The 17,703-nt window shown below is 69.4% G+C and carries 18 protein-coding genes; 10 read left to right on the top strand and 8 right to left on the bottom strand.

The genetic code is table 11. The features are described 5' to 3' along the window. Positions 1-105 precede the first annotated feature (105 nt). From N803_RS12140 to N803_RS12125, 4 genes are all read left to right on the top strand, one after another. Positions 106-1,956 carry a VWA domain-containing protein gene (locus N803_RS12140; protein ID WP_245617229.1) on the top strand — a complete coding sequence of 617 codons (1,851 nt, stop codon included), beginning with the start codon at positions 106-108 and terminating at the stop codon, positions 1,954-1,956. 16 nt (positions 1,957-1,972) lie between these two features. Then, a complete protein-coding gene (locus tag N803_RS12135; protein WP_035905758.1) occupies positions 1,973-2,854 on the top strand; it encodes an AAA family ATPase in 882 nt (293 codons plus the stop codon). A gap of 11 nt (positions 2,855-2,865) precedes the next feature. Beyond that, entirely contained in the window at positions 2,866-4,326 is a 1,461-nt protein-coding gene (locus N803_RS12130) for a VWA domain-containing protein (RefSeq protein WP_052112234.1), read from the top strand. A gap of 96 nt (positions 4,327-4,422) precedes the next feature. Beyond that, positions 4,423-5,316: a PDDEXK family nuclease gene (locus tag N803_RS12125; protein WP_156969774.1), complete on the top strand. Its 894-nt coding sequence runs from the start codon at positions 4,423-4,425 to the stop codon at positions 5,314-5,316. A gap of 78 nt (positions 5,317-5,394) precedes the next feature. On the opposite strand, the gene N803_RS12120 is transcribed toward N803_RS12125, so the two are convergent. Both N803_RS12120 and N803_RS12115 read right to left on the bottom strand, forming a co-directional pair. After that, on the bottom strand, positions 5,395-6,231 hold the full coding sequence (locus tag N803_RS12120; protein WP_052112232.1) for an aldo/keto reductase: 837 nt from the start codon (positions 6,229-6,231) through the stop codon (positions 5,395-5,397). Beyond that, the gene (locus N803_RS12115) at positions 6,207-7,166 is read right to left on the bottom strand and encodes an EamA family transporter (protein WP_052112231.1); all 960 of its coding nucleotides are present in this window, start codon (positions 7,164-7,166) and stop codon (positions 6,207-6,209) included. Before N803_RS12115 ends, N803_RS12120 begins: the two co-directional genes overlap by 25 nt. Before the next feature lie 31 nt (positions 7,167-7,197). Here N803_RS12115 and N803_RS12110 point away from each other — a divergent pair, with 31 nt between their 5' ends. Together N803_RS12110 and N803_RS12105 are read left to right on the top strand one after the other, a co-directional pair. Then, on the top strand, positions 7,198-7,701 hold the full coding sequence (locus tag N803_RS12110) for a MarR family winged helix-turn-helix transcriptional regulator (protein WP_035905756.1): 504 nt from the start codon (positions 7,198-7,200) through the stop codon (positions 7,699-7,701). A gap of 95 nt (positions 7,702-7,796) precedes the next feature. Then, on the top strand, positions 7,797-9,569 hold the full coding sequence (locus N803_RS12105) for an acetyl/propionyl/methylcrotonyl-CoA carboxylase subunit alpha (protein WP_035905754.1): 1,773 nt from the start codon (positions 7,797-7,799) through the stop codon (positions 9,567-9,569). Positions 9,570-9,633: 64 nt separating this feature from the next. Here the strand turns inward: N803_RS12105 and N803_RS19035 are convergent, their stop codons facing one another. The 4 genes from N803_RS19035 to N803_RS12090 all read right to left on the bottom strand — a co-directional run bounded on the left by N803_RS19035 (position 9,634) and on the right by N803_RS12090 (position 12,638). Beyond that, entirely contained in the window at positions 9,634-9,762 is a 129-nt protein-coding gene (locus N803_RS19035) for a hypothetical protein (RefSeq protein ID WP_281175006.1), read from the bottom strand. Between the two features lie 2 nt (positions 9,763-9,764). After that, positions 9,765-10,259, bottom strand: a complete 495-nt coding sequence (locus N803_RS12100) for a hypothetical protein (protein ID WP_035905753.1) — start codon at positions 10,257-10,259, stop codon at positions 9,765-9,767. Positions 10,260-10,430: 171 nt separating this feature from the next. Then, positions 10,431-11,147, bottom strand: a complete 717-nt coding sequence (locus tag N803_RS17595; protein ID WP_052112230.1) for an antitoxin — start codon at positions 11,145-11,147, stop codon at positions 10,431-10,433. 81 nt (positions 11,148-11,228) lie between these two features. After that, positions 11,229-12,638 carry an NAD(P)H-quinone dehydrogenase gene (locus tag N803_RS12090; RefSeq protein ID WP_035905751.1) on the bottom strand — a complete coding sequence of 470 codons (1,410 nt, stop codon included), beginning with the start codon at positions 12,636-12,638 and terminating at the stop codon, positions 11,229-11,231. Between the two features lie 37 nt (positions 12,639-12,675). Between N803_RS12090 and N803_RS12085 the strand changes: the two genes are divergently transcribed. The 3 genes from N803_RS12085 (at position 12,676) to N803_RS12075 (ending at position 15,585) form a co-directional block, all read left to right on the top strand. Further along, a complete protein-coding gene (locus tag N803_RS12085; protein ID WP_035905747.1) occupies positions 12,676-13,524 on the top strand; it encodes a purine-nucleoside phosphorylase in 849 nt (282 codons plus the stop codon). A gap of 10 nt (positions 13,525-13,534) precedes the next feature. Further along, positions 13,535-15,256: a phospho-sugar mutase gene (locus tag N803_RS12080; RefSeq protein WP_084764454.1), complete on the top strand. Its 1,722-nt coding sequence runs from the start codon at positions 13,535-13,537 to the stop codon at positions 15,254-15,256. A gap of 134 nt (positions 15,257-15,390) precedes the next feature. Beyond that, complete coding sequence (locus N803_RS12075) at positions 15,391-15,585, top strand: hypothetical protein (RefSeq protein ID WP_035905743.1); 195 nt, start codon at positions 15,391-15,393, stop codon at positions 15,583-15,585. On the opposite strand, the gene N803_RS12070 is transcribed toward N803_RS12075, so the two are convergent. Next, positions 15,576-16,181: a DUF6518 family protein gene (locus tag N803_RS12070; protein WP_156969773.1), complete on the bottom strand. Its 606-nt coding sequence runs from the start codon at positions 16,179-16,181 to the stop codon at positions 15,576-15,578. The genes N803_RS12075 and N803_RS12070 overlap by 10 nt on opposite strands. A 31-nt stretch (positions 16,182-16,212) precedes the next feature. Here N803_RS12070 and N803_RS12065 point away from each other — a divergent pair, with 31 nt between their 5' ends. Beyond that, entirely contained in the window at positions 16,213-16,698 is a 486-nt protein-coding gene (locus tag N803_RS12065) for a DnaJ family domain-containing protein (protein ID WP_035905742.1), read from the top strand. Positions 16,699-16,715: 17 nt separating this feature from the next. Here the strand turns inward: N803_RS12065 and N803_RS12060 are convergent, their stop codons facing one another. Then, complete coding sequence (locus N803_RS12060) at positions 16,716-17,279, bottom strand: GNAT family N-acetyltransferase (protein WP_035905739.1); 564 nt, start codon at positions 17,277-17,279, stop codon at positions 16,716-16,718. Between the last annotated feature and the right edge of the window lie 424 nt (positions 17,280-17,703).

Raw genomic sequence — 17,703 nt, 5'->3', positions numbered from 1 at the left:
CCAGCCGGGTTGCGTGTTTGCTATTGCAAACGCTACGGTGGCCGCACCATCACCTGAGGGGGAAGAACGATGCGGATCCTTGCCGCGCTCTGCACAACCGCCGTCATGGCACTGACTGCCGGGTCACACGCCGCGCTGCCGGCTTCGGCGAGCGGCGTCACTGCGGACGACCCGGTGCCGGGGAAGCTGCTGCTCATGCTCGACGCGTCCGGGTCGATGAAGGCCAAGGACCCGAGCGGCCTGACCAAGATCGAAGCCGCGAAGAAGGCCCTCACCGGCGTGGTCGGTGCCCTGCCCGAGAGTGCCCAGGTCGGACTGCGCGTGTACGGCGCCACCGTCGACGGCGGAGGCAAGCCCACCCCGGCCGCATGCGCCGACACCAAGCTCGTCCACCCCATCGGTGCCCTCGACAAGGCCGGGATGACCACGACAATCGCCGCCATCAAGGCCCTCGGCGAAACGCCCATCGCGCACTCCCTCGAGGAAGCGATGAAGGACCTCGGCGCCGACGGCAAGCGCAACATCGTCCTCGTCTCCGACGGCGAAGAGTCCTGCGTCCCCGACCCGTGCCCGGTCGTCAAGAAGCTCACCGCCAACGGGATCGACCTCCAGATCGACACCGTCGGCTTCGGCGTCAACGCCAAGGCACGCACGCAGCTCCAGTGCATCGCCGACGCCGGCAACGGCAGCTACTTCGACGCCAAGGACGCTGACCAGCTCAACACTTCGCTGAGCAAGCTGTCCCAGCGCGCCATCCGCCCCTTCACGGTCAGCGGCACCCCTGTCGTCGGTACGCCGGCTGCCACTGGCGCCCCGGAACTGACCGCCGGCCAGTACACCGACACCCTCACGACCGGCGCGGGCCGGCGGCACTACACGGTCCGTCGCACCATGTCAGGCTCCACGCTGCGTGTGGCCGTCACCATGCGTCCGCCCTACAGCGAGACCGCAAACCGTGAGCTCGTGCGGCTGCGCCTCGCTGCTGGCGATGAGGGCTGCGGCGATGGGCTCGCGTCTCGAATCGGGTCCAGCGCGTTCGCCGGGCTTGTCAATGGAACAGTGCGAGTGTCCGGAACCAAGAGTGCTTCTCAGCTGCGACCGTCGCCGTGCAACACGTCCGACGCAGTCACTTTGACCTTGGACCGCGAGACCGGCAGCGCCACACCGAACCCGGCCGAGATCCTCGTGATGGAGGAGCCCCCGGTTGACGCCCTGGACGCACTGCCGCCCGCCGGCTCGGTCAATCCGGACCAGGTCGCACCAGCTCCGTCGGACCCTCGGCCGGTCGTGGGCGGACCGTCCTTCTCTTCGGCCCCTCGCATCTCACCTGGAAGCTGGCAGGAGACCTACATGTCGGGCGAGACGATCTTCTATCGCATCCCCGTCGGATGGGGTCAGCACCTTCGGGTGTCCGTCGCGCCGGTTCCGGGCTCGGTCACCGAGCAAGTTAAGCAGCTGACCCACTACGCACCCGTCCTCTACGCACCCGATCGCGGGCTGGTCGACGAGGCCAGCCTGAGCTACGGCAGTTTCGGCCAGAAGGCGCACACCCAGCAGGTGAGCGCCGAGGTCCGCTACCGCAACCGTGAGAGACGCGGCACACCACTGGCTGATCTGGCTGGCGACTATTACCTGCGCATCGCCATCCCACTCAGCCGCCAAGGCGGAGTCGTTGAAGTCCCCATGATGTTCCGAGTCGACGTCGAGGGCGACATCACGGGAGAGCCCAGCTATGCCGCGTCGGGAGGACCGTCGCCAACCTCACCGAACCCTTCGGCCACGGCCTCGCCAGATGCCACGCCTGCCAAGACAACGAATCCCAAGCCGGCCGAGGACGGTCCGAACCTCCTGGTCCGCGGCGGACCCGTCGTGCTCCTCCTCCTGATCGGCGCAGCCGGTTACGCCATCGTGCGGAGGCGACGCGGCGCACACCCGCAGGAACCGCCCACTGCGTGAGTGTCAGGATGACGAGGTGACCACACGCTTCGCCTCCATCGACGACGTCCGCGAGCGCCTCGCCGACACCGGCTACCTCGCCTCGGACGCCATCACGACGACCACCTTCCTCGCCGACCAGCTGGGCAAACCGCTGCTCGTCGAGGGTCCGGCCGGCGTCGGCAAGACCGAACTCGCCAAGGCGGTCGCCGCGGCGACGGGAGCCACCCTCATCCGGCTCCAGTGCTACGAGGGTGTCGATGAGGCGCGCGCGCTCTACGAGTGGAACCACGCCAAGCAGCTCCTCCGCATCACCGCCGAGCGTGAGCAGACGGATGGCTGGGATGCGTTGCGGGACAACATCTTCAGCGACGAGTTCCTGCTCGCCCGCCCGCTCCTCGCCGCCATCCGCAGTGAGGAACCGGTCGTCCTCCTCATCGACGAGCTCGACAAGGCCGACGTCGAGATCGAGGGCCTGCTCCTCGAGATCCTCAGCGACTTCCAGGTGACCGTGCCCGAGCTCGGCACGATCACGGCGAGGCACCGGCCCTTCGTCGTCCTGACCTCCAACGCGACGCGCGAGCTCTCCGAGGCCCTGCGTCGCCGCTGCCTCTTCCTCCACATCGACTACCCGAGTGCCGAGCTCGAGCAGCGCATCGTCACGCTGCGCGCTCCCGGTCTCGACGATGCGCTCGTCGAGTCGGTCGTCCGCCTCGTCCACCGCCTGCGCGAACTCCGCCTGCGCAAGGCCCCCTCCGTCGCCGAGACGGTCGACTGGGCCCGCACCCTCATCGCACTCGGTGCAACGGAGGACGGCAACCTCAGCGCCGAACTCGTCCGCGACAACCTCGGCGTCCTCCTCAAGCACCAGGACGACATCGAACGCGCCGCCGTCGCCCTCGACCTCCCGGCCTCCTGACCGGAACAGTCGTGTCCACCGCCCTCGACACCCGACTCGTGCACTTCGCCCGAGCCCTGCGCGGCCACGGCGTCGTCGTCGGCACGAGTGAGGTCGTCGACGCCGGATCAGTGGCCCATGTCCTCGGACTCGACGACCGCGAGCGCCTGCGCGAGGGACTCGCCGCGGCCCTCCTGCGCCGTGCAGGTCAGCGCGAGGTGTTCGACGACCTCTTCGACGTGTGGTTCCCCGCGGCGCTCGGCGAGCGCGCGGGGGTCAGCGCGGACGCTCCCCCGGCGACCCTTCAGGACCGTCGCAGCCGGGCCGCCGAGCTGCGCGACGACCTTGCCCGGGCCCTTGCTGCGGGCGACGAGCGCGCCCTCGACGAACTCGCGGCCCGTGTCGTCGCCGAACTCGGTGCCCTCGCCAACGCCGCAACGACCGGCTCCTTCTCCGCGCAGCAGGCCCTCGACACCCTCGCCCCCCAGACCGCCATCGCTGCGGCGCTCGCTCGCATGCAGGACGCCGCCACCGATGCTCCCGGCGGCTCGGGAGACGGCAGCGGTGGATCGGGCGGCGCAGGATCCGGGGTCGGGGGCGCACCCAGCGGCAACAACTTCGCTTCGCGCTTCACCCGCGACGAGCTCCGCTCCGAGGTAACGGCGTTCCGCCGACGCGTCGAGGCGGAGACCCGTCGTCGCAACGCCGAGGCGCGTGGCGCCGAACGGATCAGCCGGTATGCCGTCCGCGCACCGTCCGAGCAGACCCCCTTCCTCCTCGCCGGGCCGGCGGAGCTCGACGAGCTCCGGGGTGCCATCCAGCCACTCTCCCGCAAACTCGCGACGCGGCTCGCGGCCCGCCGACGACGCGCGTCGCGCGGGGCGATCGACATCCGACGCACGCTGCGTCGATCACTCAGCACGGGCGGCATACCCATCCGTCCTGCTCTTCAGCATGCGAGCCCGCACCGACCCGACCTCGTGATCCTCTGCGACCTCTCGACGTCGGTCGCAGGGTTCTCGCGGTTCACGATCCTTCTCGTGCAGGCCCTCGCCGCTCAGTTCCGACGGGTTCGGATCCTCGGGTTCGTGAACCGGGTCGACGACCTCACCCAGGACGTGCTGGGAGCGCCGCCCGGCAGCGACCTCAGCCACGCCTTCGACGACCTGTCACGGATGACGCGGTGGCACCGCAACAGCGACTACGGCGCGGTCTTCGCCGATGTCGTCGAGCACCACATCGACGCCATCGGCCACCGCACGGCCGTCCTCATCCTCGGCGACGCCCGGTCCAACCACACCGACCCGCAGTTCGACATGCTCCGCGATATCGCTGGTCGGGCTCGGCACGTGTCATGGCTCAACCCGGAGCCGGCGCGGATGTGGGGCAGTGGTGACTCGGTGGCGCTGCGCTACAGCGAGATCGTCAACATGCACGAGTGCCGCAACGTCGCCCAACTCCGCGAGTTCGTGGGCCGCCTCCTCCCCGTCTGACGGGGACCGTCCACAGGGCTGCCGGCCCCTCGGACTTGTCCACAGATCACTCGGTGGCGATGGCGACGTCGTCTGTCCCGGGCAAGGCTTCACGGCATGCCCCGACGACCAGCGCCTCTCCCCGCCGACCTGGGGCAGGTCTTCACCACAGTGGAGGCCACCGCAGCCGACGTCGGCGCCGAACGGCTGCGTGCGGGTGACCTGCTCGTGCCCACCTCAGGGGTGCGCGTGCTGCGATCAGACGAGGTCACCTTTGAGTCGAGGGCACGAGCATTCGCCGCCGTCCTTCCGCAGCCCTTCGCCTTCTCCCACCTCACTGCCGCACGGCTGCTCGACCTGCCCGCGCCGCGGATCTGGCAGCCCGATGAGCCCCTCCACGTCATGCGGCCCAAAGGCACGCCACTGATCGTGCGCGCGGGCGTGAAGAGCCACCGTGGGCTCGAGCGCCGCGACACCGAGTTCGTCGATGGCCTCCCGGTCACGGACCCGATCGAGACCTGGGCCGACCTCGGCTCCGAGCTTGCGGAGGACGACTTGCTGGCGATGGCTGACGCCCTGCTCGCACGGGACCTCGCCCGCCCCAAGGACCTCGACCGCACGGCGGCGGACCGGCGCACGCGTGGGTCCGCAGCCTTGCGACGGTGCGCGCCCCTGGCCCGAGCGGGTGCAGCGTCCCCGTGGGAGAGCAAAGCCCGCCACGCCTTCCTGTCCTGGGGCCTGCCCGAGCCAGAACTCAACGTGGACGTGTTCACACCGGAGGGCAGGTGGCTCGCGAAGCCGGACTTCTTGTGGCGCGAGCGCAGGATCGTGGGTGAGTACGACGGAGACCAGCACCGCACGAACCGCTCCCAGTGGCAGTACGAGCGGGAGCGACGGGCAGGCCTGGAGGATGCGGGCTACACCTACGTGGAGATGACGTCGCTCAGTCTCGTGTCACGCCAGCACCGTCGGGCACTGCGTGAGCGCCTGACTCGGCTCCTGAGCGAGTGAGCGACGACTCAGTGTCGGAGATGTGGGGCCTCCGGCTCGACCGTAGACCCAGATCCCCGACACTGAGTGCGCACTCACTCAGCCGTTGAACTCGTCGGGGTTCGGGCCGGTGCGGAAGCCGCGGTCGAGCGTGGCGATCTCGGCGAGGTCGGCCTCGGTGAGCGTGAGCTCGGCGGCGGCGAGGTTCTCGGCGATGCGCGACGGCGTCACGGACTTGGGCAGGACGACGAACCCGCGCGCGACGTGCCACGCGATGATCACCTGCGCCGGCGTCGCACCCAGGCGGGAGGCGATCGCACCAATGACCGGGTCCTCGAGCACCTGCTTGCCCGATGCGAGCGGACTCCACGACTCGGTGACAATGCCGTGCTCGGCGTTGAACTCGACGACGTCGTGCTGCTGCAGATAGGGGTGCAGCTCGACCTGGTTGATCGAGGGCCACTCCCCCGTCTCGTCGAAGAGCCGCTGGAGGTGGTCCGGGTGGAAGTTGCAGACACCGATGGCGCGCACCCGACCCGCGTCGCGCAACGACTTCAGCGCCGCCCACGCATCGATGTAGCGGTCCGTCGCCGGGAAGGGCCAGTGCAGCAGGAACAGGTCGAGCGTCTCGAGACCCAGCCGGTCCATCGACGCGTTGAACGAGTCGACGGTCTCCTGCGCGCCGAACTCGGTCGGCCAGACCTTGGTCGTGACGAAGACGTCCTCGCGCGGCACGTCAGTCGCGGCGAGCGCGCGACCGACGCCAGCCTCGTTGTTGTAGAGCTTGGCCGTGTCGATGTGCCGGTAGCCGGTCTCGAGCGCCGACAGGACAGCCGCGTCGACCTCGGCGTCGGGCACCTGCCAGACGCCGAACCCGACCTGCGGGATGGCGATCTCGTGCGAGCCGGACGTCAGGACGATGTCGTTGATGGGCATACCTCCACCGTATGCCGGGTGCTCACCTTCCGCTGAATGCGCAGCGCTGCGCGCACCTGGGGTTGGGCGAGGACGACGCTGCCGAGGACGAGGGCCATGCCGACGAGGTGGATCGGGCCGAACGGTTCACCGAGGAGGAGAACGCCGAGGAGGGTGCCGGCCACGGGGTTGAGCAGGCCGATGACGGCGACGGCTCCTGCACTCATCGACGCGAGGCCGGTGAACCACGCGACATAGGCGACGCCGGATCCGACGAACCCGAGGTAGGCCAGGGCGATCCATCCCGACACGGGCAGCGCGGGCGGCGCGCCTTCGATGACGAGCATGAACGGGAGCAGCACGAGGCCACCGGCGACGAGCTGCCAGGTCGTGACCACGAGGACGCTCTCGTCCACGGTCCACCGCTTCGTCAGGACGAAGCCGGCACTGGCCGAGGTCACAGCGCCGAGCGAGGCAAGCACCCCGACCGGGTCGACGCCGCCCTCGTAGCCACCCTCAAGGACGAGCAGCAGCACCCCGAGCGCGCCGACCAAGGACGCGACGACCGTCGCGGGAGTGGAGCGCTCGCGCAGGATCGCCCACGCGAGGCCCATCGTGATGAGGGGCGCCACGGCCGTCATCGTCGAGCCGAGTCCGCTCGGCAATCGGATCGCGGCCACGAAGAGCAGGGCGACGAAGAGGCCCATCGTCAGCGTCCCGAGAACGACCGAGCGCCACCACCAGGAGCCTCGGGGCAGTCGGCGCTGCCAGGCCACCATGAGCAGTCCCACGGGAAGGATGCGCATGACACCCGCGAAGAGCGGGCGGTCGGGGGGAAGGAAAAGGTGCGTCACGGCATACGTGGAGCCCCAGACGACCGGGGCAATCGCGGTGACGGCCACGAGCGCAAGCCCGCCCAGCTTCTTCTGCGTCGAGATACCTTCCACGGAAGACATAATAGTTTCCTTGGAAGGTATATTCCAGTCCATGACCAACCAGGCCCCCCGGGACCGCGCCGAGGAGATCGTCGAGCAGTGGCGTCGGGAGCGCCCCGACCTCGACCCCACGCCGTTCCTCGTCATCGGTCGCCTGCACCGCGTCGCCAACGCGCTGACGACGGAGCTGACACGCGTCTATGCGGAGTACGGCCTGGGGGAGGGTGAATTCGACGTCCTCGCCACACTCCGGCGGCAGGGCGGGGACTGCGCGCTCACGCCGTCGGATCTGGCGGACCAGACCGTCGTGACCTCCGGCGCCGCGACAAAGCGGGTCGACCGACTCGTCGCCCTCGGGTACGTCGAACGCCGGCCCAGCGGACACGACGGACGCTCGCGACTCGTGGCACTCACACCATCGGGTCGCGCCCTCATCGACGAGGCCTTCACGGCACACATGGCCAATGAAGAGCGGCTCCTCTCCACGCTCTCCACAAGCGAGCGAACGGGGCTGGAACGCGGCCTCCTCGCCCTTGCACGATCCTTCGGCGTGTGACTCGCGAGTAACCTCCGGCGACCACGCGCAAGTGTGACCGACCACGCGCGACCACCGGCAGCGCCCGCCTCTGCCGACCTACTACAGTCCGACGCATGGCCATCAGCAAAGTCCTCATCGCCAACCGTGGCGAAATCGCAGTCCGCATCGCCCGAGCCTGCAAGGACTCCGGCATCGGCTCCGTCGCCGTCTACGCCGAGCCCGACCGTGACTCCCTGCACGTCAAGGTGGCCGACGAGGCCTACGCCCTCGGTGGCACGACCCCGGCGGACTCCTACCTCCTCCAGGACAAGTTGATCGCGGTCGCCAAGGAGGCCGGAGCGGACGCCGTCCACCCCGGCTACGGCTTCCTCGCCGAGAATGCCGAGTTCGCCCAGGCCGTCATCGACGCCGGGCTCACCTGGATCGGCCCCTCCCCCGCAGCCATCGACGCCCTCGGCGACAAGGCCAAGGCCAAGCACATCGCCGTCAAGGCCGACGCCCCGCTCGCCCCCGGCACCAAGGACCCGGTCAAGGACGCCGACGAGGTCGTCGCCCTGGCCAAGGAGTTCGGCCTGCCGATCGCCATCAAGGCGGTCTACGGCGGTGGCGGTCGCGGCCTCAAGGTGGCCCACACCCTCGAGGAGATCCCGGAGCTCTACGAATCCGCTGTCCGAGAAGCCGTCACGGCCTTCGGTCGCGGCGAGTGCCTCGTCGAGAAGTTCCTCGACAAGCCGCGCCACGTCGAGACCCAGTGCCTCGCCGATCAGCACGGCAACGTCGTCGTCGTCTCGACCCGCGACTGCTCGCTCCAGCGCCGCAACCAGAAGTTGGTCGAAGAAGCTCCGGCCCCCTTCCTGTCGGAAGAGCAGAACGCCGAGCTCGTCCGCGCGTCCAAGGCGATCCTCAAGGAGGCGGGCTACGTCGGCGCCGGCACGTGTGAGTACCTCGTCGCCAAGGACGGCACGATCTCCTTCCTCGAGGTCAACACCCGCCTCCAGGTCGAGCACCCCGTGACCGAGGAGGTCACCGGAATCGACCTCGTGCGCGAGCAGTTCCGCATCGCCAACGGCGAGGAGCTCGGCTTCGACGACCCGACCCCGCGCGCCCACTCCTTCGAGTTCCGCATCAACGGTGAGGACGCCGGCCGCAACTTCATGCCCGCCCCGGGCACGGTCTCGCGCATGGTCGTTCCGCAGGGTCCCGGTGTCCGCTGGGACGCCGGCATCGTCGAGGGCGACACCGTGGCCGGTGCGTTCGACTCGATGATCGCCAAGCTCATCGTCACCGGTTCGACCCGCCAGCAGGCCCTCGAGCGCAGCCGTCGCGCCCTCGCCGAGCTCGAGGTCGACGGCATGCCGACGGTCCTCCCGTTCCACCGCGCGATCGTCGAGGACCCGGCGTTCGCACCCGAAGGCGACGCGCCCTTCACGGTGCACACCCGTTGGATCGAGACCGAGTTCGACAACCAGATCGCTCCCTTCGCGGGCGAGGCAGCCGAGGGTGCGGAGGACGCCGGCGAGCGCCAGCGCATCACCGTCGAGGTCGGCGGTCGCCGCCTCGAGGTCGTCCTGCCGGGTGGCATCGCCCTCGGTGGTGGCGGCGGTGCGGCGGCCAAGAAGAAGGCGCCGAAGCGCTCCGGCGGCAGCAAGGCCGGCGCCGCGGCATCGGGCGACTCGCTCACTGCGCCGATGCAGGGCACGATCGTCAAGATCAACGTCGAGGACGGTGCCGAGGTGGCCGAGGGCGACCTCATCGTCGTCCTGGAGGCCATGAAGATGGAGCAGCCCATCACCGCCCACAAGGCCGGCACGATCAGCGGCCTCGCCGCCGAGGTCGGCGCGACGGTGACCAACGGCCAGGTCCTCTGCGAGATCAAGGACGCCTGACCAGCATGCAGACATGAGTGCGGCCCGCCCTTCCCTGGAAGGCGGGCCGCATCGCTGACTGGCGTCAGCCGATGAAGGTCTCGAGATCGGCGCAGAAGTCGCGGTCACCGAGCTGCCGGATGCCGTGGTCACCGAGGACGCCGAAGCTCAGCTCCTCGTCGTCGTCGGGATTGTCGAGATCGTGGAGGTCCACCGTCACGGTGTACCGGACCATCCGGCGTCCACTCCGACGAGCTTCCCGTTCTGGTCGAAGAGTTTCCAGCCCAACCGGTCCTGCCAGGTTGCGGTGAGGAAGCCGTTCTCGTCGATGTCGACCTTCTGGTCCTTCCAGCTGAAGGACACGCGGTCTTGGAAGCTCGCGCCGGTGTCGAGGTTCGTGTACCGGTTGATCTGCGAGGTCTGGTAGCTGCTGTAGTACGCGTCGCCTCGGCGGACGGTCGTCATGTCGGTGATCGTCGACTGTCCCTCCCAGAGGACGAGGAAGGGGACGTCGCAGAACTCGTCGCCGTGCTCCTCCTGCTCGATGTGGCTGACCTTGAACGTGAAGTGGTCACGGAAGACGACGTTGCCGTTGTTCGATCCGGGCTCGGCCGAAGCCGGCGCCGTCGCAACGACGACCGAGGAGGCGGCGAGCGCAGTGCTGGCAGCGATGGCGCACAGGGCGCGGCGTGAGACCTTGCGACGAGACATGGACTCCTCCTGGGGTGAGCCCATTGGTTCGATGATGGGCCTGGTCAGCGACCCGGATCGACAGTCCCGCTCCCCGGTATCGCTGCGGTATCGGTCCGCTCACGACGAACGCCCCGTATGCCGGTGGGCCGGCATACGGGACGTTCGTCACCTCTGGAGGTGGTCGTCGCCTCAGGACGTGCTGGTGTCGTCCTGACCGAGGTCGAGGCTCTCGCCACCGTCGGCGGGCTGGGTGCCTCCGGGTTGAGTGGTCGATCCCGGGTCGCCCTGCTGGGTCGGGCCGCCCTCGGGGAGACCGGCCGAGTCACCGGTCTGAGGTTCGGTGTCCGGGAATGTCGTGTCCGGGGCGTCACTCGGAGCGGTGGGGTCCGATGGGGCAGTGGGGTCCTGCCGCGGCTGCGGGTCCTCGGTACCCGGTGCCGGGTTCGGGGCAGGCACCTCAGCGGGCTGCTCGGGCTGCTCTGGCGTCGTCGGCGTGGCGCCCGGGTCGGCGGGTGGAGCGCTCGGCTCGGACGGTGCGGGAGCCGGGGCGGGAGTCGTCGGCTCGGCAGGCGGCGCGGGAGTCGTCGGCTCCGCGGGAGGCGTGGGCTCGGCAGGCGTCGTCGGCTCCGCGGGCGGTGTGGGAGTCGATGGCGGAGTGCCGGGGGCGGAAGGGGTCGTCCCGTCCTCGGGAGCCTGCTCGGGCGTCTCCGCGGGGAGGCCGAGCTTGCCCTCGATGAAGTCCCCGCCCTTGTCGACGATGTCCTTGAACTTCCCGCCGGTGCGCTCGTCGATCAGGTCCTCGACCTTGTCGATGGCGCTGCGCGTCGTCTCCGGGTTGTCCTTGGCGAGCTCCTCGACCTTGTCGATCGCCTCGTCGCCGCTGAAGGGCTGCTTCTGGTCACTCATCGTGAATCTCTCCCACAGAGTCGGGTTCGGATGATTTCCAAACTAGCCACGGAGCCCGATGAAGTGGGGTTTGGGGCCGGGTCAGCTCCCGGTGCTGTGCAGCCTCCGCGCGGCCTCGGCGATGGACCCGGACAGCGACGGATAGACCGTGAAGGTGCTGGCCAGCTGGTCGACATTGAGCCGGTGGTGGACGGCGAGGGTGACCGGGAAGATCAGCTCCGATGCGCGGGGCGCGACGACGACTCCGCCGATGACGGCCCCGGAACCCTTCTGCGCGAAGAGCTTCACGAACCCGTCGTTGATGCCCGACATCTTGGCCCGGGGGTTGCGCGACAGGGGCAGCATGACGACGTCGGCGTCGACGGTGCCCTCGTCGAGGTCCTTCTGCGAGATGCCGACCGTGGCGATCTCGGGGTCGGTGAAGATGTTGGCGGAGACGACTCCGAGCTGGAGCGGAGCCACCGCGTCACCGAGGGCGTGCGACATGGCGATGCGGCCCTGCATGGCGGCCACGGACGCAAGGGGGAGGACCCCCGTGCAGTCGCCCGCGGCATACACGCCTCGAACGGACGTGCGCGAGACGCGGTCGACAGCGATGTGTCCGGACTCCTTGAGTTCGACGCCGACTTCGGCCAGGCCCATGTCGGCGGTCTGCGGGATGGAACCCACCGCGAGGAGGGCATGGGATCCCTCGACCTCGCGCCCATCCTCGAGTCGCACGACGACGCGATCGCCGCGGCGCTCGACCCCCGCCATCCGGGAGCGTCCGAGGACCTCCATGCCGCGGCGCTTGAAGACGTCCTCGATGACGGTTGCGGCGTCGGGGTCCTCGCCTGGCAGGACCCGGTCGCGCGAGGAGACGAGGACGACCTCGGAGCCGAGGCCCAGGTAGGCCTGGGCGAGCTCGGCGCCCGTGACACCGGAGCCGACGACGATGAGCCGCTCGGGCAGGGTGTCGAGCTCGTAGATCTGCTGCCACGTGAGGATCCGCTCCCCGTCGGGGCGAGCCGTGTCCATGACGCGGGGTGTGGCACCCGTTGCGACCAGGATGACGTCTGCGTCGACCGTCTCGGTGCCGCCGTCGACCAGAGTGGCCTCGACCCGCGTGGCGGAGACGAGTCGGCCTGTGCCGCGCAGGATGCGGACGCCGACCTCCTCGACTCGTTCGGTGATGTCGTGGCTCTGCGCGGCGGCGAGGTCCTTGACCCGGGTGTTGACCTCGGCGAGCTCGGCCTTGGCGTCGCTCACCTCGTCGCCCTCGCCGTCCTCGAGGTGGACGCCGAGGTCGGCCGCGGTCTCGAACTCGGACATGTAGTCGGCGGTCGAGATGAGCGTCTTGGACGGGACGCAGTCCGTGAGGACCGCCGCGCCGCCGAGTCCGTCACGATCCACGATGGTGACGTCACCGCCGAGCTGCGCCGCAACCAGTGCCGCCTCGTATCCGCCCGGCCCGCCGCCGACAATGACCACTCGAGTCGTTCGCGCATTCACGCAGCCAATCCAACCACGCGACAGTTAATCTCCTCACGTGACCGACAACGCTGCCGCCCAGCCCTCGCTCGACCTCGCCGACCCGGCGACCGACCCTTTCGCCGTCGCCGAAGCCGCGGCCGCGGTGATCCGGGAGCGGACCGGCGTGGAGTCCCACGACGTCGCCCTGGTCCTCGGCTCGGGCTGGGGACAGACCGGCAACTTCATCGGCGAGACCCTCACCGAGATCGACAACACCGACGTGCCCGGGTTCGGCAAGGCGGCCGTCGCCGGCCACTCGGGCACGATGCGCTCGGTCGCCATCGGCGACACCGGCCGCCGCGCCCTCGTCTACGGCACCCGCACGCACTTCTACGAAGGCAAGGGTGTGCGCGCGGTCGTCCACACCGTCCGCACCGCTGCCGCCCTCGGCTGCCGGACGATCGTGCTCACCAACGGCTGCGGAGGTCTGCGCGAGGAGTGGCCTCCCGGAACCCCGGTCCTCATCCGCGACCACATCAACCTCGCCAACCAGTCGCCGATCGAGGGAGCGAACTTCGTCGACCTCACCGACGTCTACTCCCCCCGCCTGCGCGAGCTGGCCCGTGAGGTGGACCCGGAGCTCGACGAGGGCGTCTATGTCCAGTTCCGCGGGCCGCACTACGAGACGCCCGCCGAGGTCCAGATGGCCAAGGTCATGGGCGGTGACCTCGTCGGCATGTCCACCTCCCTCGAGGCGATCGCCGCCCGACAGAGCGGACTCGAGGTCCTCGGCATCTCGCTCGTGACAAACCCCGCTGCCGGTATCTCCAAGACCCCGCTCAACCACGAAGAGGTCATCGAGGCAGGCAAGGCGGCCGCCGACCGCTGTGGTCGCCTCCTCGCCGCCGTCGTCGCCAAACTCTGAGGGAGAAGCCATGAGGTATGCCGGCCGCCACGAGTCCGCGGACCCCGCCAGTTCCAGCCCCGAGGCTCAGGACTCCGAGCTCTTCGAGGTGGCCCAGGCGTGGGCAGCCGACGACCCGGACCCCCAGACCCGGGAGGAACTCGAGGCCGTCATCACCGCGGCGAGTGCCGGTGACGCCGCCGCCCACGACGACCTCGTGGACCGCATGTCGGGCCTGCTCCAGTTCGGCACGGCCGGTCTGCGTGGCGCGCTGGGCGGTGGCCCGAACCGGATGAACCGCTCGGTGGTCATTCGAGCGGCAGCCGGCCTCACGGCATACCTGAAAAACCGCGACGAGAACCCTGCTGCGCCTTTTGTCGTCATCGGCTTCGACGCCCGGACCAACTCGGACGTCTTCGCCCGCGACACGGCGGCGGTGGTCGTGGCGGCAGGGGGTCGCGCAGCGGTGCTGCCACGTCCGCTGCCGACGCCCGTTCTCGCATATGCGATCCGGCACCTCGGGGCCGACGCCGGTGTGATGGTGACGGCGAGTCACAACCCGCCACAGGACAACGGCTACAAGGTCTACCTGGGCGACGGGTCGCAGATCGTCTCGCCGTCGGACGTCGAGATCGCCGCCGAGATCTCGCGGATCGACCGCACGTCCGACGTGCCGCTGGCCGAGGACGGGTGGGAGACGCTCGACGACGAGGTGCTCGAGAGCTACCTGTCGAAGGTCGTCGACGTCGTCGAGTCCGACTCCCCGCGTGACCTCGTCGTCGTGCACACGGCGCTGCACGGCGTGGGGTCGGAGACGGTGGCGCGGGCCTTCGAGGCCGCTGGCTACGAGACTCCCCTGCCCGTGCCGAGCCAGGCGCAACCGGACCCGGCCTTCCCGACCGTGACGTTCCCCAACCCGGAGGAGCCGGGGGCGATGGACGCCGCCCTCGAGCTCGCCGAGCAGACCAACCCCGACGTCGTCATCGCCAACGACCCCGACGCCGACCGGTGCGCCGTTGCCGTGCCCGGTCCGGGTGGCTGGCGGATGCTGCGCGGTGACGAGGTCGGCACGCTCCTTGGCGCCCACCTGCTCGACCGTGGGGTGCCGGAGGGGTCGGTGTTCGCGAACTCGATCGTGTCGTCGCGCATGCTCGCGACCGTGTGCCGCGCCGCCGGTGTCGCGCACGAGGAGACCCTGACCGGCTTCAAGTGGATCTCGCGGGTCGACGGGCTGCGCTTCGGCTACGAGGAAGCACTCGGCTACTGCGTCGACCCGGCGCGCGTGCGTGACAAGGACGGCGTGTCCGCAGCGCTCGTCGTCGCCGAGATTGCGGCCTCGCTCAAGGCGGAGGGACGGTCGATCTCGGACCGCCTCGACGACCTCACCGTCGAGCACGGCGTGCACGCAACCGACTCGTTCTCGGTGCGGGTCGAAGACCTCTCCCTCATCGACAGCATCATGGCGAAACTGCGGGCCACGCCTCTGGAAAGCGTTGCAGGAGTGGCGGTTTCACGCACTGATGACCTGGCCGAGGGCGATGGCGGGCTGCCGCCCACCGAGGGTCTGCGGTACTTCCTCGAGGACGACTCCCGCGTCATCGTGCGCCCGTCGGGGACCGAGCCGAAGCTCAAGGTCTATCTCGAGGTCGTCGAAGCCGTCGACGGCGCCGAGGACCTGGGAGCCGCGCGGTCGCGGGCCGGCGAGCGCCTCGCTGCGATCCGCTCCGACGTCGAGGCAGCGACGAGCCTCTGAGCACGCCCCTCCCTGAGCATCCACCGTCCGGTGGAGGTGCAGCGGCCGCCGTTGCGGCAGTATCGAGAATGTCATCACACGTGCTCGCGCGCTCAGACAGCCGAACGCGCGACATTCACAGGGGAGATATCTCGATGCACCAGCGGTACCTCAACATCGCCTGGATCCTGACCGCCGTTCTCGTCGTGTGGGCGATCATCGCCGGCAACGTCGACAGCATCCCGTCGTGGACGATCGCGATCCCGGCCGTGCTCACGGGCTTCTGGTGGGCCTTCGGCAAGGGCTTCCTCGGCGACGGATCGGACGGCAACGGAGACCGTCAGTCCTGACCCGCCGGTGAGCCTCGGCGGCGTCGCCTCACGATGAGGGCCGCGCCGCCGAGGCCCGCCGCGGTGAGGATGGCGGCGGCCGTCAGGTCGGAAACATGCTCCGCCATCGACTGGGTCGACCCCATCCACCACCCCACGGCCCAGGGCTCGACGAGAGCTCCAAAGGGGACCACGAGACGCGCGAGCAGCCCCCAGCGAGAACATGATCGGGCCAGCGAACCGACGAGACCGAGGGGTGCTCCGGTGACAGCGGCCGCGACGAACCAGAACGTGTTGGTCGCGAACGAACCCGATGGCATGAGGCCGGTGAGCTCGCCCACCCCGTAGTGCACGACGAGCGCACCCGACCCGGCGAGAAGTCCGGCGACCGCGGAGGCGAGCGGACGGCATACGAGATATCCGGCGAGCACCGAGATCCCGGCCCACGCGGTCCCCGAGTTGAGCACGAGGCTCGCGGCGCGTCGGATCGCGAAGAACACCTGGTCTTCGCCGGAGAGCTGCGCATCAGTCGTGATGTTGCTCAGCATCGAGGTCAGCCCGAGCACCACCACGGCGACAAGAGTCCACTGCCACGCCCGCCATCGCTCCCCCGTCACGCGCCGCAGCCTACGGGGGCAGACTGAGGACATGTCGTTCCACGAGTCGTGGGTCGAGAAGCAGATCCGCGAGGCCCAGGAGCGGGGCGAGTTCGATGACCTGCCCGGCGCCGGCAAACCGCTGCGCGGACTCGACGACGCCGACCCCGACTGGTGGGTCAAGAAGATGATGGCGCGCGAGGGCATCGACCCTTCTGACGCGCTGCCGCCGGTCATGCTGCTGCGGCGCGAGCGGGCAGGCTTCCCGGAGTCCCTCGCGGAGGTCCGTCATGAAGAGGGCGTGCGGGAGATCCTGCGCGACTACAACCAGCGGGTCATCGAGGACCGCCGGCGTCCGGCTCTGGGACGTCGGTCACCGATCTGGGCTCCGACGGTCGATGTCGACGAGATGGTCGAGGCGTGGCGGGTACTACGGGCTGAGTTGGCGAAGACCGTTGCGGCACAGGGGCCCTCAGTCGGCGAGCCACAGCGCAAGTCGTGGTGGAAGCGGGCCTGGGGCGGACGGCATACCGGCTGAGGTTTGGTCACGGGCACTCAGGTGAGGTGCCGCGAGAACCACGAGTGACGGGTCATCTCGTACTCGACCTCGGGACCGTCGTCTCCCACCCATGAGCGCGAGCGGGTCATGCCGACGGAACGCATGACCCCTTGGGATCCGAGGTTGGCGCGCGCCGCCTGGGCAATGACGCGGCGCAGCCCGAGGTGGTCGAAGCCGTGGGCGAGGAGCGCAGCGGAGCCTTCGGTGGCCAGGCCCTGGCGCCAGAAGGGGGTGTGCAGGCGGTAGCCGAGTTCCGCGAGCCCGGGTGTGCGCCAGTCCGGCTGGTCGGGGCCGGTCGTCGGGCCGAGGATCCACCAGCCAACGAACGGGCGGTCGGGTTCGGTGCGCACGAAGCCCACCCAGAAGCCGAGCCCGTCGACCTGTCGGCCGCGCGCCATGCGTCGGTCGTGGGAGCGCTCGACCTCGGCACGCGAGTGCGGGCGACCACTGACGAAGTGCATGACCTCGGGATCTGCGTCGAGGGCGACCTCGAGCTCGAGGTGCTCGTCCGCGAGGGGTACGAGGTCGAGCCGCTCGGTGGCCAGAGGCTGCTGGGGCATGTCTCGATGGTTGCCCTCGTGTGGTGTGGTGCGCGAGTGAGTTTCGGGGTGGCGTCATGCCCGTATGCCGTCCGCTCGCCTTGATGGGCTCGCGCGCGCCTTCTCGAGAGGGTTGTCAGTGGTCTCTGGTGGACTGGTGTTGTGGCCCCAGGGAGGGTTATTTGTCGCGCTCAGAATTCTGGTCGATGACGTGAATTTGGTTGTGTTGCAATCGAATTGGGCTGTGGATGACGTGATCATTGTCGCCGAACGGGTGTACGATAGAGGTACGGAAAGGGGGACGCCATGACTGACGCGACGAGCACTGACACTGCTGCGCGGGTGCGGTCGATCATCGCCGCCCTGGCCGACGTCACCGCCGAGGGCGTTACCCCCGCGGGGCGGGTTGAGACGGTGGCGGCGTTGGAGGCGGTCAAGGGTGCCG

Source organism: Knoellia subterranea KCTC 19937, assembly GCF_000768685.1.
GTDB classification, from domain to species: Bacteria; Actinomycetota; Actinomycetes; order Actinomycetales; family Dermatophilaceae; genus Knoellia; species Knoellia subterranea.
The sequence above is the reverse complement of the archived record's forward strand: the minus strand, read 5'-3'. Positions and strand labels throughout refer to the sequence as shown.

Excerpts from the sequence above, each read along its gene's own strand:
- N803_RS12120 (WP_052112232.1), bottom strand. The coding sequence starts at position 6,231 with ATGCCCATCAACGACATCGTCCTGACGTCCGGCTCGCACGAGATCGCC.
- N803_RS12125 (WP_156969774.1), top strand. The coding sequence starts at position 4,423 with ATGCCCCGACGACCAGCGCCTCTCCCCGCCGACCTGGGGCAGGTCTTC.
- N803_RS12060 (WP_035905739.1), bottom strand. The coding sequence starts at position 17,279 with ATGCCCCAGCAGCCTCTGGCCACCGAGCGGCTCGACCTCGTACCCCTC.
- N803_RS12065 (WP_035905742.1), top strand. The coding sequence starts at position 16,213 with ATGTCGTTCCACGAGTCGTGGGTCGAGAAGCAGATCCGCGAGGCCCAG.
- N803_RS12140 (WP_245617229.1), top strand. The coding sequence starts at position 106 with ATGGCACTGACTGCCGGGTCACACGCCGCGCTGCCGGCTTCGGCGAGC.
- N803_RS12100 (WP_035905753.1), bottom strand. The coding sequence starts at position 10,259 with ATGTCTCGTCGCAAGGTCTCACGCCGCGCCCTGTGCGCCATCGCTGCC.
- N803_RS12075 (WP_035905743.1), top strand. The coding sequence starts at position 15,391 with ATGCACCAGCGGTACCTCAACATCGCCTGGATCCTGACCGCCGTTCTC.
- N803_RS12080 (WP_084764454.1), top strand. The coding sequence starts at position 13,535 with ATGAGGTATGCCGGCCGCCACGAGTCCGCGGACCCCGCCAGTTCCAGC.
- N803_RS17595 (WP_052112230.1), bottom strand. The coding sequence starts at position 11,147 with ATGAGTGACCAGAAGCAGCCCTTCAGCGGCGACGAGGCGATCGACAAG.
- N803_RS12110 (WP_035905756.1), top strand. The coding sequence starts at position 7,198 with ATGACCAACCAGGCCCCCCGGGACCGCGCCGAGGAGATCGTCGAGCAG.
- N803_RS12105 (WP_035905754.1), top strand. The coding sequence starts at position 7,797 with ATGGCCATCAGCAAAGTCCTCATCGCCAACCGTGGCGAAATCGCAGTC.
- N803_RS12115 (WP_052112231.1), bottom strand. The coding sequence starts at position 7,166 with ATGTCTTCCGTGGAAGGTATCTCGACGCAGAAGAAGCTGGGCGGGCTT.